Genomic DNA, 15,456 nt, shown 5'->3' with positions numbered 1-15,456 from the left:
CCTGAACCATGACGATCGGGGAAGGGCGGGGTGTTGAAGGATCTCGGGGAAGGGTTCCGCGCCTTCTGGCGGGAGCGCCACCTGTGCACGCTGACCACCCTGCGGCCCGACGGCACCCCGCACGTGGTCCCGGTGGGGGTGACGCTGGACGCCGACGCGGGCGTCGCGCGGGTGATCACCTCGGGTTCCTCGCGCAAGGCCCGCCACGTCCCGGACGCGGGGGAGGCGGCCGGCGAGGGCGTGCCCGTCGCGGTCTGCCAGGTGGACGGGCGGCGCTGGTCGACCCTGGAGGGCCGGGCGGTGGTCCGCCGGGACCCCGGGTCGGTCGCCGACGCCGAGCGCCGCTACGCCGAGCGCTACCGGACGCCCCGGGAGAACCCGGCCCGCGTCGTGATCGAGATCCGCGTCACCCGGGTCATGGGCAATGTCTGACACTCCCGCGGACCCCGGCGCGGGCCCCGTCACCGTCGCGGTCGTCGGGATCGGCGCCGACGGCTGGGCCGGGTTGCCGGCGGCCGCGCGCCGTGAGCTGCACACCGCCGAGGTGCTCATGGGCAGTGCGCGGCAGCTCGCCCTGATCCCCGAGCCCACCGCCGAGCGGGTCGTGTGGCCCTCACCGCTGCTGCCCGCGCTGCCCGGCCTGATCGCCGCCCACTCCGGCCGCCGCATCTGCGTGCTGGCCAGCGGTGACCCCATGTTCCACGGCATCGGCACGACGCTGGCCCGCCTGCTGGGGTCGGACCGGATCCGGGTGGTCCCGCACCCGTCGTCGGTCTCGCTGGCCTGCGCCCGCCTCGGCTGGGCCGCCGACCGGACCGAGGTCGTCAGCCTGGTGACCCGCCCGGTCGAGTCGCTGCGCGCCGCCGTCCACCCCGGCCGCCGGATCCTGGTCCTGGCCGCCGACGGCCGCTCCGCCGCGCAGGTCGCCGCGCTGCTCGCCGCCGACGGGTACGGCGGCAGCCCGATGACCGTCCTGGAACGGCTCGGCGGCCCCGAGGAGCGCGTGCTCTCCGGGACGGCGGCCCACTGGGCGCTGCCCGTGACACACGATCTGAACGTGGTCGCGGTCGAGTGCCGGGCCGACCCCGGGACCGTGCCGCTGCCGTGCGTCCCCGGCCTGCCCGACGACGCCTTCGCGCACGACGGCCAGCTCACCAAGAGGGAGGTGCGCGCGGTGACCCTGTCCCGCCTCGCGCCCGTCCCCGGCGAGCTGCTGTGGGACGTCGGCGCGGGGGCCGGGAGCATCGCGATCGAGTGGATGCGCGGGCATCGGGCCAACCGGGCCGTCGCGGTGGAGCGCGATCCCGCCCGCGCCGCCGGGATCGCCGGGAACGCGGCCCGGCTCGGCGTCCCGGAGCTGAACGTGGTGACCGGGCCCGCCCCCGCCGCGCTCGCCGGCCTCCCGGCCCCCGACGCCGTCTTCGTCGGCGGCGGGGTCACCGTGCCCGGCGTGGTGGAGGCCTGCTGGGCGGCGCTGCGGCCCGGCGGCCGGCTGGTGGCCAACGCGGTGACCGTCGAGTCCGAGGCCGTCGTGGCCTCCTGGTACGGCGAGCTCGGCGGCGACCTGGTACGGCTGGCGGTCAGCCGGGCGGCCCCGGTCGGCGGTTTCACCGGCTGGCGGCCCCTGATGCCCGTGACCGTCTGGACGGCGGTCAAATCGACGGAGGAGCAGAGATGACGGTCCGGTTCATCGGGGCGGGGCCGGGTGCCGCGGATCTGATCACCGTGCGGGGGCAGCGGGCGATCGCGTCCTCGCCCGTGTGCCTGTACGCCGGGTCGCTGGTCCCGGCGGAGCTCCTGGCCGACTGCCCGCCCGGGGCGAGACTGGTGGACACCGCGCGGATGACGCTGGACGAGATCGTCGCCGAGATGCTCGCCGCCCACGCGGCCGGGCACGACGTGGCCCGGCTGCACTCCGGGGACCCGTCGGTGTTCAGCGCGGTGGCCGAGCAGATGCGGCGGCTCGACGCCGCGGCGGTGCCGTACGAGGTGATCCCCGGCGTGCCGGCGTTCGCGGCGGCGGCGGCCTCGCTGAAGCGGGAGCTGACCGTGCCGGGGGTGGGGCAGACGATCGTGCTGACCCGGACCTCCGCGCGGGCCACCCCCATGCCCGAGGGCGAGGACCTGGACACGCTCGGCCGGAGCCGGGCCACGATGGTGCTGCACCTGGCGGTGCAGCGGATCGAGCAGGTCGTCGGCGAGCTGGTCCCCAACTACGGCGCCGACTGCCCGGTGGCCGTGGTGGCCAGAGCCAGTCGTGACGACGAGGTGGTCCTGCGCGGCACCCTCGCCGACATCGCGGAGCAGGTCGGGGCCGCCGGGATCGTGCGCACCGCCGTGATCGTCGTGGGCCGCGTCCTGACCGCCTCGGAGTTCCCCGACAGCCACCTCTACTCCGCCGCCCGCTGCCGGGACGCGTGACCGGGAGCCGCCTCGGAGTCTCCTGAGCCTCCGCTCCGCCGCCCGCTGCCGGGACGCGCGGAGGGGAGCCGGGCCGGCGTCGGTTCCGCCGGCCCGGCGGGTTTCCTCAGCTCTCCGGGCCGCCGGCCGATGGAAGGGCGCCGGAGTCCACGGCGGGAGCGCGCGGTCTCGGCTGCGCCCGCTCCCGTCCGACTGCGGCGCAGGCCGTCGCCCGCCGACCGACGGCCACCCCCTTCGCGGGCCGATCGGCGGCCGGGACACACGGCGAGGAGAACCCTGATGAACCCGTCCTCACCTGAGGCGCCGGTCCGCCGGGCCGTCCACCCCCGTGCCTGGCTGGGCTTCCTGCTGCTGGGAGGCGTGCTGACGGCGGTCGCCTCGATCGCCACCGACCGGTCGCCGAGGTTGGAGGCGCTGCTCTGGGGGCTGGGGCAGGGCGCCTCGGCGCTGGCCCTCTTCGAGGGTATCCGCCGCCACGGCCTGGGGCGGTCGCGGCCGTGGCAGCTGATGCGCGCCGCCGTCGTGGTGCTCTGGGTGGCCACCACGCTGGGCTGGGGCGTCGGCGGCGTGTGGCTGGGCAACTCCGAGCTGCTGGAGCTGTACCGGATCGGCACCCTGGCGGCTTACGGCCTGTCGCTGACCGCCCTGATCTCGCTGAACCTGCAGACCAACGGCTCCCGCTGGGCGGCCCTGCTGGACGGCGGCATCATCAGCGTCGGGGTGGCCATGCCGCTGTGGACCTTCCTGATCGCCCCGGCGCTCGCCCAGAGCGGCCGGCTGAGCACCGCGCTCGTCCTCGCGCTCATCCCGCCGGTCATCGACCTGTTCGCCTTCGGCGTCATCACCCGCATGACCCTCGACAGCAGCCGTGCGCCGTGGCTGCGCCTGATGAGCGTCTCCTACCTCGCCCTGTTCGCCGCCGACGGCGCCTACCTGCTCGACCAGGTCGCCGGTCGCCCGGCCGGCTTCATCACCACGGCCGGCTGGATGAGCTGGTCGGTGCTGATCGGAGCCGCGGCGCTGCACCCCAGCATGACCGGCGCCGGACGGGTCCGGCCCGCGGCCGCCTCCGGCCGGAACCGCGTCCTGGTCTTCCTGGCGCTGGCCCTGCTCAGCCCGGCGGCCTCCATCCTGGGCGGTTGGCTGCGCAGCGACGCCTCCTCGTACGGCGACCCTGCGGTCACGGTGCTGACCCTGCTCCTGGCCGTCCTGCTGGTGCTGCGGCTGAGCGTGGTGGCCGGGATCGCCGAGACCCGGGCCGCCGACCTGCGCGACGCCCTGCGCCGGCAGGACGTCCTGCAGCGCAGCCTGGCCCACCGCGCCTCCCATGATCCGCTGACCGGTCTGGGCAACCGCTCCCTGCTGGGCGAGGTCCTGCAGGGGACCATCGCCGACCACGCCGCCCACCCCGGCGGGCCCGCGCCCGCCCTGCTGCTGCTGGACCTGGACGGGTTCAAGGACGTCAACGACACCTACGGCCATCCCGTCGGCGACGAGTTGCTGACCGCCGTGGTCCGCCGCCTGCGCGGCCTGATCACCGGCGACCAGGTCCTGGCCCGGCTCGGCGGTGACGAGTTCGCCATCGTGCTGCCCGGCGCCGGTCTGGAGACCGCCACGGCCATGGCCGAGCGGGTGCTGTCCGCGGTGCGCGGCACCCCCTACGCCCTCGACGGCCGCGAGCTGTACGTGACCACCAGCGTCGGCGTCCTGGCCGAGGCCTCCCTGACCACCGCCAGCGACGCCCTGCGCGACGTCGATCTGGCCCTGTACGCGGCCAAGGCCGCGGGCAAGAACCAGATCGCGGTCTTCGACTACACCCTGCGCGCCGAGCGCCTGCACCACGCCGAGATCGCCGCCGGTCTGCGCAGGGCCCTGGCCGCGGGCGAGCTCAGCCTGGCCTACCAGCCCGTCGTCGACCTCGCCTCGGGCGGCATCTACGCGGTCGAGGCGCTGCTGCGCTGGACCCCGGCCGGCGGCCGGCCCGTCCCGCCGGACGTGTTCATCCCCGTGGCCGAGGACACCGGGCTGATCGTCGAGATCGGCGGGTGGGTGCTGGAGCAGGCCTGCGCCGACGCCAAGCGGTGGCACGAGCGGTACGGCATCGCCGTGACGGTCAACGTCTCCGGGCGGCAGCTGCGCGAGCGCACCTTCCGGGACACGGCCCTGGAGGTGCTGAGCCGTTACGCGCTGCCGCGCAACGCGCTGACCATCGAGGTGACCGAGAGCATGCTGCTGGCCACCGGCCCGGCCGAGACCCGGCGCGTCGTGGACGTCCTGGCCGACCTGCGCGCCCACGGGGTGCGCATCGCGCTGGACGACTTCGGCACCGGCTACTCCTCGCTGGCCTACCTGCGCACCCTTCCGGTGGACATCCTCAAGATCGACCGCTCGTTCACCGCCCCGCTCACCGGCGCGGACCACCGCCGGGCCCGGGCGTTCACCAAGGCGATCGTGGAGCTGGCGGCCAGCCTGGACCTGTCCACCGTCGTGGAGGGCGTCGAATCCCGCGAGCAGGCCGCGGTCCTGCAGCAGATGGGCTGCCCGCTGGCGCAGGGCTACCTGTTCTCCCCGCCCGTCTCCCCGGAGCAGGTCGACGACCTGCTCCGGGTGACCCCGTGGCGGCACGCCGCCTGAGCGGCGCCGGTCACCTGCGGGCGCGCCGTGGTGCGCGGCCGGATGTCCGACCGGGAAGTCGCCGCCGTACTCCCGGCCCGCCCGCGTCCGCACCCGTACGCCGCCGGCATCGACGCGCAGGTCCGCGACCTGCTCGCCGAAGCGAGTGAACCGTTCGACCGGTGGGGCCGGGCGCGGCGGACGGCGGGCACGGTGGTCACCCGGCGCGGCGGGCGGCGGGCATGATGGTCATCCGGCGCGGCCGACGATCACCCCCGCGCGGTCGATGACCACCACGTCCACCTCCACCGGCGCCCCGCGCAGCACTCCGGCGGCGGTGGTGCGGGCCCGCCCGGCGACCAGGTCGCCCAGGGGCAGGCCCTCCTCCTGGCACAGGCGCAGGGCGTGCAGGGCGGTGTTGGCCGACAGGACCCGCCCGGCCAGGGCGTCGTCCCCGCCCGCCGCGCGGGCCAGCTCGGCGAGCAGGCCCGGGTTGACCTGGGAGCGGCCGGAGTGGAGGTCGAGGTGGCCGTCGGCGAGCTTTGAGAGCTTGCCGATCCCCCCGGCGATCGTCAGCCGGGGCACGGGATGCCGCCGCAGGTACTTCAGCACCGCCCCGGCGAAGTCGCCCATGTCCAGCAGCGCGTCCTCCGGCAGGCCGTACAGCTCGGCGGCGACCCGCTCCGAGGTGCTGCCGGTGCACCCGGCGACGTGCGCGTGCCCGGCGGCGCGGGCCACGTCGATCCCGCGCCGGATGCTGTCGATCCACGCCGAGCACGAGTACGGCACGACGACGCCGGTGGTGCCGAGGATGGACAGGCCGCCCAGGATGCCCAGGCGGGGGTTCCAGGTTTTGCGGGCCAGCTCCTCGCCGTGCTCCACGGAGATCTCCACGACCACGTCCCCGGTCCCGCCGCAGCGGGCGGCCACCTCGGCGACGTGCTCGCGCATCATCCGCCGGGGGACCGGGTTGATCGCCGGCTCGCCCACCTCCAGCGGCAGGCCCGGCTTGGTGACCGTGCCGACGCCCGGGCCGGCGGTGAACACCACGCCGCCGCCCGGGGCGCCGTGCCGCACCGTCGCCGAGATCAGCGCGCCGTGCGTCACATCGGGGTCGTCGCCCGCGTCCTTGACCACCCAGGCCGTCGCCGCGCCCGCGGTGAGGGACTCCCTCGCGAGTGCGAAGGCCGGGCGCCGCCCCTTCGGCAGGGCGATCTCCACCGGGTCGGGGAACTCACCGGTCAGCAGCGCCGTGTAGGCGGCGGCGGTCGCCGCCGTCGCGCACGCGCCGGTGGTCCAGCCGTGGCGCAGGGGCCCGCTCACCGTCCGACCGCCTGCCGGTACGGTGTCCCGGTGATCGGGCACGTGAGGGGGAGGACCCCGGGGACCCGGCACCGGAGAACGCGGACGCTCCGCGAGGGGAGAGGGGTGACGGGGTGCTGAACGTCCTGGTGCTGGGCGGCACCGACGAGGCGAGGAGGCTGGCCGCGGCGCTCGCCGGGCGGGCCGGGACGCATGTGGTGTCCTCCCTGGCCGGCCGGGTGCACGACCCGAAACTGCCGGTGGGGGAGGTGCACGAGGGCGGGTTCGGCGGCCCCGCCGGGCTCGCCGCCTGGCTGGCGGAGCGCCGGATCGGCGCCGTGGTGGACGCCACGCATCCGTTCGCCGCCCGGATGACCGCCTCGGCGGTCGAGGCGGCCCGCCGTACCGGGCTCCCGCTGCTGATCCTGCGCCGGCCCGGCTGGCAGGCCGGGCCGGGCGACGACTGGCGCCGGGTGCCGTCGCTGGAGGCCGCGGCCGCGCTGCTGCCCGCCCTCGGGGAGCGGGTCTTCCTCACCACCGGCCGCCGCAGCCTGCCGGTCTTCGCGGACCTGGACGGACTGTGGTTCCTGGCCCGTTCGGTGGACCCGCCCGAGCCGCCGCTGCCGCGCCGGGTGGAGGTGCTGCTCAGCCGGGGCCCCTTCACCCGCGAGGGCGAACTCGCCCTCATGCGGGGGCACCGGATCGACGTGCTGGTCACCAAGGACAGCGGCGGCGAGATGACGACCGCCAAGCTGCACGCCGCCCGTGAGCTGGGCCTGCCGGTCGTGGTCGTGCGGCGCCCGCCCGCGCCCGGCGGCGTGCCCGCGGTGCCGACCGTCGAGGAGGCGGTCGCCTGGCTGGAGACCGTCGCCGGTGCGGCCCGGTAGGGCCGGGGACGGCGGGGCGGGACGACCGGGCGGGACCGCGGACGCCCTCACGGGACGGCCGGGCGGGACCGCAGGCGCCCTCGCGGGACGGCCGGGCAGGGCCGGGGACGGCGGGGCCGGGCGGCCCCGCCGTACGCCCGCCGGGCACGTCATGCCGGGTAGCGGCGGGGGGTGAAGACCACGCGGCGGCCGTCGCCGCGGTCGGCCACCCGCGTCGTCGAGGACCCGACCAGCAGCAGGCAGCGCATGTCCACCGCCGCCGGGTCCAGCTCGGCCAGGGTGGTCACCGTCACGCTCTCGCCCGCCCCGCCGACGTCCCGGCCGACGACCACCGGCGTCTCCGGCGCGCGGTGCTCCAGCAGCAGGTCGCGGGCCGCGGCCACCTGCCAGGTCCGGCTCCGGGAGGCGGGGTTGTAGATCGCCAGCACCAGGTCCGCCCGCGCCGCCGCGCTGATCCGCTCCGCCACGACCTCCCACGGCTTGAGCAGGTCCGACAGCGACAGCACGCAGTAGTCGTGCCCGAGCGGCGCCCCCGCCCGGCTCGCGACCGCGTGCGCCGCGGTCAGGCCCGGCAGCACCCGCACCGGCACGCCGGAGAAGCGCGGCTCGCAGGCCACCTCCAGCACCGCGCTCGCCATCGCGAACACCCCGGGGTCGCCGGAGGAGACGACGGCCACCCGGGACCCGGCCCTGGCCAGCTCCAGCGCGTGCGCGGCCCGCTCGGCCTCCACCCGGTTGTCGGTGGCGTGCCGGCGCTGGCGCGGGTTGGGCGGGACCCGGTCCAGGTAGGGGCCGTACCCGACGAGCTCGTCGGCGGCGGCCAGGGCCTCCTGCGCCTCCGGCGTCAGCCAGGGCCGGCCGGCCGGGCCGAGCCCGACGACCACGACCTCGCCGGTCCTGCCCGCGGTGCCCGTCCCGGTCGCGGTCCCGGTCGAGGTGCCGGTCGTGGTCCCGGTCGAGGGCCGGACGCCCGCCGCCGCCTCCGCCGTACGGGCCGGACCGGCGGGGGCCGGTCCGGCGTTCACCGGGCTGGGGATCAGGGCCAGCGAGAAGTACGGCACGCTCTCCGGGTCGACCTCCGCCAGCGGGGCCAGGCGCTGCCCGCCGGTGGTGGCGCGCTCCACGTACCAGGCCTCCTCCAGACGGCCCGCCTTCTCCAGCGCGTCGCGGACCTTGGTGAACGTCCGGCCCAGCTTGAGCACCGCGGCGGAGTCGGCGGCCGCGAGCCGCTCGGCCAGCACCTCGGCGGGCAGGGTGCCGGGCAGCACCGTCAGCGTCTCGTCGCGCTCCACCAGCGGCCGGCCGAGGACCGCCGCGGCCCCGCTCACCGAGGTGACGCCCGGGACGACCTCGGTGGTGTAGCGGTGCGCCAGGCGCTTGTGCATGTGCATGTAGGAGCCGTAGAAGAGCGGGTCGCCCTCGCACAGCACCACCACGTCGCGCCCCGCGTCCAGGTGCGCGGCCAGCCGGAGCGCGCACTCGGCGTAGAAGTCGTCGATCGCCCCCTGGTAGCCGCCCGGATGGTCGGTCGTCTCCGTGGTGAGCGGGTAGATGAGGGCCTCCTCGATCTGGCCCTCCCGCAGGTACGGCGCGGCGACCGAGCGGGCGATGCTCCGGCCGTGCCGGGCGCTGTGGTAGGCGATCACGTCCGCCGCACCGAGGAGGCGGGCGGCCTTGACGGTCACCAGCTCCGGATCACCCGGTCCCAGCCCCACCCCCCAGAGCCGTCCCGCGGCGGCGGGCCCGTCGTGCCCGGTGCGCCCGTCGTGTCCTGCGGCCGCACCGGTCGCACCGGTCGGGTCGTCGGTCATGGCGCTCACTCCTGTTCGCTGGCGATCGCGTTGACGGCGGCGGCGGCCATCGCGCTGCCGCCCCTGCGGCCGTGCACGACCAGGTACGGCAGGCCCGCCGGGTGTCCGGCGAGGGCCTGCTTGGACTCGGCGGCGCCGATGAAACCTACGGGGACGCCGAGTACGGCCGCGGGCCGTCCCGCGCCCTCCTCGACCATCTCCAGCAGCCGGAACAGCGCGGTGGGCGCGTTGCCCACCGCGACCACGGCGCCCTCCAGCCGGTCGCGCCAGAGCTCCAGCGCGGCGGCGCTGCGGGTGGTGCCCAGGCGCTCGGCGAGCTCCGGCACCCGCGGGTCGCCGAGGGTGCAGACGACGTCGTTGCCGGCCGGGAGACGGTGGCGGGTCACTCCGGAGGCGACCATCATCGCGTCGCACAGCACCGGGGCCCCGGCCAGCAGTGCGGCCCGCGCCGAGGCCACGACGCCGGGAGACCAGCCGAGGTCGTCGACCAGGTCCACCATGCCGCAGGCGTGGACCATGCGGACCGCGACCCGCGCGACGTCCTCGGGCAGCCCGCTCAGGTCGGTCTCGGCGCGGATGGTGGCGAAGGAACGGCGGTAGATCTCCGCGCCGTCGCGGACGTAGTCGATCACGTTTCCCCTCTGGCGGCCGCCACCGCGGCCGCGGTCTGTCCGATGTCCGCACAGGACAGGCTGAGGCCGTCCGCGTCCACCCGGTAGCCGTCGCCGGTCGCGACCACGTCCACGACCCGCCCGGCCGGACGGCCGCAGCGGCGCCCGCAGCCCGCCCAGTGCACGGGGAGCGTACCGGTGCCCGGCGATCTCATCGAACGCGAGGCGGCGTCCGCCTCCACGAGGCCGATGACGGAGGCCGCGTCGGCCCGGACGTCGGCGAGGGACTTGGCGCAGCCCGGGCGGCCGGTGCAGGCGCTCACGCCGGTCCACGGCGAGTCCGGGTCCGTGACCAGCCCGGCGTCCGCCAGCCGGACGGCCGCCTCCGCCGCCTCCGCGCGGGTCAGACCGGGCACGACCACCCCCCGCCACGGCGTGAGCCGTACCTCGTCGGCCAGCCCGGCGAGCAGTTCCGCCTGCGCCGCGGTCAGCCGCCCCAGCGGCACCGCGACGCCGAGGGCCACCCGGTCACCGGGATCCCCGCCCCCGTCTCCGTCTCCGGCCTCCTTCCGGTCCCCGCGCCCGCGGACCGGCTCGATGACGCCCACCGGTCCGTGCGTGACCGGGTGCGGCGCCACCGGCCGGCCGAGCCCGGAGCCCACGCCGGCGTCCGTCGCGGGAGGCGGCGCCGCGGCGTCCGCGGGGGTCTCCACCGGGGCGGCCGCGGAAGCGCCCGCGAGGGCGACGGCCGAGCCGGCCGCCTCGGCGCGGAGGCGTGCCACGACCCGGCCGGGACCGCCGGGCAGTTCCCCGATCCGCCAGGCGGCGGTCCCCGAACCCGCGAGCTCCGCCAGGAACGCCCCGGCCACCGCGAGCAGCGCGGGAACCGCCTCGGACACCGGGACGCGCAGGCCGCTGTCGGCGCCCGCGACGAGGACCGCGACCAGGTCGGGAGCGAGCGGCAGGATCCCCGCGTCGGCGCCGAGCCCGGCGACGTCGCCGCGGCCGTCGTCGACGGCGAACAGGAACCGGCCGGGCAGGGCGGCCAGCTCCGGGCGGGCGCACAGCGACCGGTCCAGTTCGGCGACCAGCGGGCCCGCGTCGAGCAGCCCGCGGCCGTCGCAGCCGGTCAGCGGGGAGGCCAGGATGTTGCGGACCCGCTCGTGGGTCGGCGAGGGCAGCAGGCCCGCCTCGCCCATCCGCGCCGCGAAGCCGGACTCCTCGCCCAGCCCGCGGACCTGGACGTTCGCCCGGGAGGTCAGCTCGATGACGCCGGTGCCGCACTCGGCGGCGGCCCGGGCCAGCTCGCGCAGCCGGGTCGAGGGCAGGCGGCCGCCGGGAACCCGGATCCGGGCCAGCCCGCCGTCGGCGGCGGCGTGCGTCTGCAGCGCTCCGGGACACGCGTCGGACCGGGACCGGCCCGGAAGGCCGGACACGCCGGAGGAGCCGGGACCGTCGGAGGCGCGGGAGGAGCCGGGTGCGCCGGACGCGTCAGGGGGTCCGGGACGGCCGGGCGCGCCGGAGGAGCCGGACAGGCCGGGAGTTCCGGAGGGCCCCGGTCCGCCGGGTGCGCCGGAAGGGGCGGGAAGCCCGAGTCCGCCGGGCACATCGGGGGAGCCGGACATGCCGGGATTTCCGGAGAGGTCGGGAACGGTCACGCCGAGGATGCTAACGCCGGGTTCCTCCGGACGACCGAACTGCCGTACGCTCATGGTCGAGCGAAGGCAATGGGAGGAAGCCGGTGCGAATCCGGCGCGGTCCCGCCACTGTGACCGGGGAGCGACCCCCAACCAGGCCACTGTCCGCGTGCGGACGGGAAGGCCGGGGGGAGCGTCGATCCGGGAGCCAGGAGACTCCGGCCCTCGCGTCCGCCGACGACCCGGGGCGAGGACCCCGAGGGAGGAAGAGTCTCCGTGCGCCCTTCGCCGTGCCCCCGTCCCGAGGGACGTGCCGCGTGATCCTGCTGCTCTCCACCTCCGACACCGACCTGCTCAGCGCCCGGGCGAGCGGCGCCGCCTACCGGCTGGGCAACCCCGCCCGGCTCGCCGCCGCGGACCTGCCGCCGCTGCTGGAGGGCGCCGACCTGGTCGTGGTCCGGCTGCTCGGCGGGCGCCGCGCCTGGGAGGAGGGCCTGGACGCCCTGCTCGCCGGGCCCCGGCCCGTCGTCGTGCTCGGCGGCGAGCAGGCGCCCGACGCCGAGCTGATGGAGTTGTCCCGCCAGTGGGGGGTCCCCGGCGGCGTCTGCGCCGAGGCGCACGCCTACCTCGCCCACGGCGGCCCGGCCAACCTCGCCGAGCTGCACCGGTTCCTGTCCGACACCGTGCTGCTCACCGGCCACGGCTTCGCACCCCCCCGGCCCACCCCGGCCTGGGGGGTGCTGGAGCGCGAGGCCCGCCGGGACACCGCCGGGGACGCCGCCGGGGACGCCGTCGGGAACGCCCCGGTCGTGGGGGTGCTGTACTACCGGGCCCACCACGTCGCCGGGAACACCGCGTTCGTCGAGACGCTCTGCGCGGCGGTCGAGGACGCGGGCGCGCGGGCGCTGCCCGTCTACTGCGCCTCCCTGCGCGCCGCCGAGCCCGCCCTGATCGAGACCCTGCGCCAGGTCGACGCCCTGGTGGTGACGGTGCTCGCGGCCGGAGGCACCCGCCCGGCGACCGCGTCGGCCGGCGGCGACGACGAGGCGTGGGACGTCGGGGCGCTGGCCGAGCTGGACGTGCCGATCCTGCAGGGACTCTGCCTGACGAGCAGCCGGGAGACCTGGGAGGGCAGCGACGACGGCCTGTCGCCGCTGGACGCCGCCACCCAGGTGGCCATCCCCGAGTTCGACGGCCGGATCATCACCGTGCCGTTCTCGTTCAAGGAGACCGACGCCGACGGGCTCACCGTCTACGCCGCCGACCCCGAGCGGGCCGCGCGGGTGGCCGGCATCGCCGTACGGCACGCCGCGCTGCGGCACGTCCCGCCCGCGGAGCGGCGGATCGTGCTGATGCTCTCGGCCTACCCGACCAAGCACTCCCGGATCGGCAACGCCGTCGGCCTGGACACCCCCGCGAGCCTGGTGCGGCTGCTGGCCGCGCTGCGCGGGCACGGCTACGACATCGGCGCCGAGGACGAGCTGCCCGGCGTGGCCGCCCAGGACGGCGACGCGCTGATCCACGCGCTGATCGCGGCGGGCGGGCAGGACCCCGACTGGCTCACCGAGGAGCGGCTGGCCGGCAACCCGGTGCGCATCGCCGCGCGCACCTACGCCGAGTGGTACGGCACGCTCCCGGCGGACCTGCGCGAGCGGGTCGAGGCGCACTGGGGGCCGCCGCCCGGCGAGCTGTTCGTCGACCGGTCCCGCGACCCGGAGGGCGAGATCGTGCTGGCCGCGCTGCGCGCCGGGAACGTCGTGGTGATGGTCCAGCCGCCGCGCGGCTTCGGCGAGAACCCGATCGCCATCTACCACGACCCGGACCTGCCGCCGAGCCACCACTACCTGGCGGCCTACCGGTGGCTGGCCGACGGGTTCGGTGCGCACGCGGTCGTGCACGTCGGCAAGCACGGCAACCTGGAGTGGCTGCCCGGCAAGTCCGCGGGCCTGTCGGCCTCCTGCGGCCCGGACGCCGCCCTGGGCGACCTGCCGCTGGTCTACCCGTTCCTGGTCAACGACCCCGGAGAGGGCACCCAGGCCAAGCGCCGCGCCCACGCCACCCTGGTCGACCACCTGGTGCCGCCGATGGCCCGCGCCGACACCTACGGGGACATGGCGCGGCTGGAGCAGCTCCTCGACGAGCACGCCTCGATCGCGGCCATGGACCCGGCCAAGCTCCCGGCGATCCGCGCCCAGATCTGGACGCTGATCCAGGCGGCCCGGCTCGACCACGACCTGGGGGTCGGGGACCGCCCGCACGACGCGGAGTTCGACGACTTCCTGCTCCACCTGGACGGGTGGCTCTGCGAGGTCAAGGACGTGCAGATCCGCGACGGCCTGCACGTGCTGGGCGCCGCCCCGCAGGGGGAGGTCCGCGTCGACCTGGTGCTCGCCATGCTCCGGGCCCGCCAGATGTGGGCGGGGAGCGAGGCGCTGCCCGGCCTGCGGGAGGCCCTGGGCCTGGCGGAGGACGGCAGCGCGGACCGGGCGGGCGTCGACGGGGCCGAGACGCTGGCCCGCTCCCTGGTCGAGGCCATGGAGGGCGGCGGCTGGGACCCGGCCGCGGCGGCCGGTGCGGTCGCCGCCGTCCTCGGACCGGTCGGCGGTGCCGTACCCGGATCGGATAACGGTGCCGTACCCGGATCGAGTGGCGGTGCCGTACCCGGATCGAGTGGCGGTGCCGTATCCGGACCGGGTGGCGGTGCCGTATCCGGACCGGGTGGGTCGGGCGGCGCGGCCGTTCCGCCGGGGGCCGCCGCCTCCGGAGCGGACCTCGCGCTGGTGGAGCGGATCCTGCGGTTCGCGGCGACCGAGATCGTGCCCCGGCTGGCGCGGACCACCGACGAGATCGGCGCGATCCTGCACGCCCTCGACGGCGGGTACGTGCCCGCCGGGCCGAGCGGGTCGCCGCTGCGCGGGCTGGTCAACGTGCTGCCGACCGGGCGCAACTTCTACTCGGTCGATCCCAAGGCGGTGCCGAGCCGGCTGGCCTGGGAGACCGGGCAGGCCATGGCGGACTCACTGCTGGCCCGCTACCGGGAGGAGACCGGCGGCTGGCCCCGCTCGGTCGGGCTCTCGGTCTGGGGGACCAGCGCCATGCGCACCGCCGGGGACGACGTGGCCGAGGTGCTCGCGCTGCTCGGCGTCCGGCCCGTGTGGGACGAGGCGTCGCGCCGGGTCACCGGCCTGGAGGCGATCCCGCTGCCCGAGCTGGGCCGGCCCCGGGTGGACGTCACCGTCCGCATCAGCGGGTTCTTCCGGGACGCCTTCCCGCACGTCGTGGCCATGCTCGACGACGCCGTACGGCTGGTCGCGGCCCTGGACGAGCCGGAGGAGGACAACTACGTCCGGGCCCACGTGCTGGCCGACTCCGGCCGCGGCGACCGGGCCACGATGCGGATCTTCGGTTCCCGCCCGGGCGCCTACGGGGCGGGGCTGCTGCCGCTGATCGACAGCCGCAACTGGCGCGACGACGCCGACCTGGCCGAGGTGTACGCGGTCTGGGGCGGGTTCGCCTACGGCCGGGGCGTCGACGGCGTCCCGGCGCGCGAGGACATGGAGACGGCCTACCGGCGGATCGCGGTGGCGGCCAAGAACGTCGACACCCGCGAGCACGACATCGCCGACTCCGACGACTACTTCCAGTACCACGGCGGCATGGTCGCCACCGTCCGCGCCCTCACCGGCCGGGCCCCGGCCGCCTACATCGGCGACAGCACCCGTCCGGACGCGGTCCGCACCCGGACGCTGTCGGAGGAGACCTCCAGGATCTTCCGGGCCCGCGTGGTCAACCCGCGCTGGCTGGCCGCGATGCGCCGGCACGGCTACAAGGGCGCCTTCGAGCTGGCCGCCACCGTCGACTACCTGTTCGGCTACGACGCCACCACCGGGGTCGTCGCCGACTGGATGTACGACCGGCTCGCCGCGGCCTACGTCCTGGACCCGGAGAACCAGGCGTTCCTGGCGGAGTCCAACCCGTGGGCGCTGCACGGCATCGCCGAGCGGCTGCTCGAGGCCGCCGACCGGGGCATGTGGGAGCACCCGGACCCGGAGATCCTGGCCGGGGTGCAGGAGGTCTACCTCAAGGCGGAGGGCGACCTGGAGGGCCGGGGATAGCGCGGCCCCGCCCCGCGGGGAGCCCCCGCGGGGCGGCACGACGATCGGCCGGGCGGCTT

11 protein-coding genes and 1 riboswitch are annotated in these 15,456 nt (G+C 76.7%); of the genes, 7 read left to right on the top strand and 4 right to left on the bottom strand.

Going from position 1 to position 15,456, the window contains the following annotated elements:
- The first annotated feature begins 30 nt into the window (after positions 1 to 30).
- The 5 genes from HS048_RS22915 (at position 31) to HS048_RS22895 (ending at position 5,280) form a co-directional block, all read left to right on the top strand.
- Positions 31 to 432: a pyridoxamine 5'-phosphate oxidase family protein gene (locus HS048_RS22915; RefSeq protein WP_196468624.1), complete on the top strand. Its 402-nt coding sequence runs from the start codon at positions 31 to 33 to the stop codon at positions 430 to 432.
- The gene (gene cbiE, locus HS048_RS22910; RefSeq protein ID WP_196468623.1) at positions 425 to 1,678 is read left to right on the top strand and encodes a precorrin-6y C5,15-methyltransferase (decarboxylating) subunit CbiE; all 1,254 of its coding nucleotides are present in this window, start codon (positions 425 to 427) and stop codon (positions 1,676 to 1,678) included. The genes HS048_RS22915 and cbiE overlap by 8 nt, the downstream gene beginning before the upstream one ends.
- Positions 1,675 to 2,421 (top strand): precorrin-4 C(11)-methyltransferase, encoded by a 747-nt coding sequence (gene cobM / locus HS048_RS22905; protein ID WP_191897442.1) that lies wholly within the window; start codon positions 1,675 to 1,677, stop codon positions 2,419 to 2,421. Before cbiE ends, cobM begins: the two co-directional genes overlap by 4 nt.
- 279 nt (positions 2,422 to 2,700) lie before the next feature.
- On the top strand, positions 2,701 to 5,055 hold the full coding sequence (locus tag HS048_RS22900) for a bifunctional diguanylate cyclase/phosphodiesterase (protein WP_196468622.1): 2,355 nt from the start codon (positions 2,701 to 2,703) through the stop codon (positions 5,053 to 5,055).
- Positions 5,056 to 5,097: 42 nt separating this feature from the next.
- Complete coding sequence (locus HS048_RS22895; RefSeq protein ID WP_196468621.1) at positions 5,098 to 5,280, top strand: hypothetical protein; 183 nt, start codon at positions 5,098 to 5,100, stop codon at positions 5,278 to 5,280.
- Between the two features lie 3 nt (positions 5,281 to 5,283).
- Here HS048_RS22895 and HS048_RS22890 read toward each other — a convergent pair whose 3' ends face one another.
- Positions 5,284 to 6,357, bottom strand: coding sequence for a cobalt-precorrin-5B (C(1))-methyltransferase (locus HS048_RS22890; RefSeq protein ID WP_196468620.1), 1,074 nt, complete (start codon positions 6,355 to 6,357; stop codon positions 5,284 to 5,286).
- A gap of 116 nt (positions 6,358 to 6,473) precedes the next feature.
- On the opposite strand from HS048_RS22890, the gene HS048_RS22885 reads away from it, so the two are divergent.
- Positions 6,474 to 7,223 carry a cobalt-precorrin-6A reductase gene (locus HS048_RS22885; RefSeq protein ID WP_196469458.1) on the top strand — a complete coding sequence of 250 codons (750 nt, stop codon included), beginning with the start codon at positions 6,474 to 6,476 and terminating at the stop codon, positions 7,221 to 7,223.
- A gap of 149 nt (positions 7,224 to 7,372) precedes the next feature.
- On the opposite strand, the gene HS048_RS22880 is transcribed toward HS048_RS22885, so the two are convergent.
- Genes HS048_RS22880 through HS048_RS22870 form a run of 3 tightly spaced genes read right to left on the bottom strand, consistent with a single transcriptional unit; the run spans position 7,373 to position 11,303 of the window.
- A complete protein-coding gene (locus HS048_RS22880) occupies positions 7,373 to 9,034 on the bottom strand; it encodes a precorrin-2 C(20)-methyltransferase (RefSeq protein WP_230881844.1) in 1,662 nt (553 codons plus the stop codon).
- Positions 9,035 to 9,039: 5 nt separating this feature from the next.
- Entirely contained in the window at positions 9,040 to 9,666 is a 627-nt protein-coding gene (locus HS048_RS22875) for a precorrin-8X methylmutase (RefSeq protein ID WP_191897447.1), read from the bottom strand.
- Positions 9,663 to 11,303: a precorrin-3B synthase gene (locus HS048_RS22870; RefSeq protein ID WP_307832599.1), complete on the bottom strand. Its 1,641-nt coding sequence runs from the start codon at positions 11,301 to 11,303 to the stop codon at positions 9,663 to 9,665. Before HS048_RS22870 ends, HS048_RS22875 begins: the two co-directional genes overlap by 4 nt.
- Before the next feature lie 73 nt (positions 11,304 to 11,376).
- Positions 11,377 to 11,501: riboswitch (cobalamin riboswitch) on the top strand.
- Between the two features lie 98 nt (positions 11,502 to 11,599).
- Between HS048_RS22870 and HS048_RS22865 the strand changes: the two genes are divergently transcribed.
- A complete protein-coding gene (locus HS048_RS22865) occupies positions 11,600 to 15,397 on the top strand; it encodes a cobaltochelatase subunit CobN (RefSeq protein ID WP_196468619.1) in 3,798 nt (1,265 codons plus the stop codon).
- Positions 15,398 to 15,456: the final 59 nt, after the last annotated feature.

The organism is Planomonospora sp. ID91781 (assembly GCF_015711595.1).
Lineage (GTDB): Bacteria > Actinomycetota > Actinomycetes > Streptosporangiales > Streptosporangiaceae > Planomonospora > Planomonospora parontospora.
This window is presented reverse-complemented; position numbering and strand designations above follow the sequence as displayed.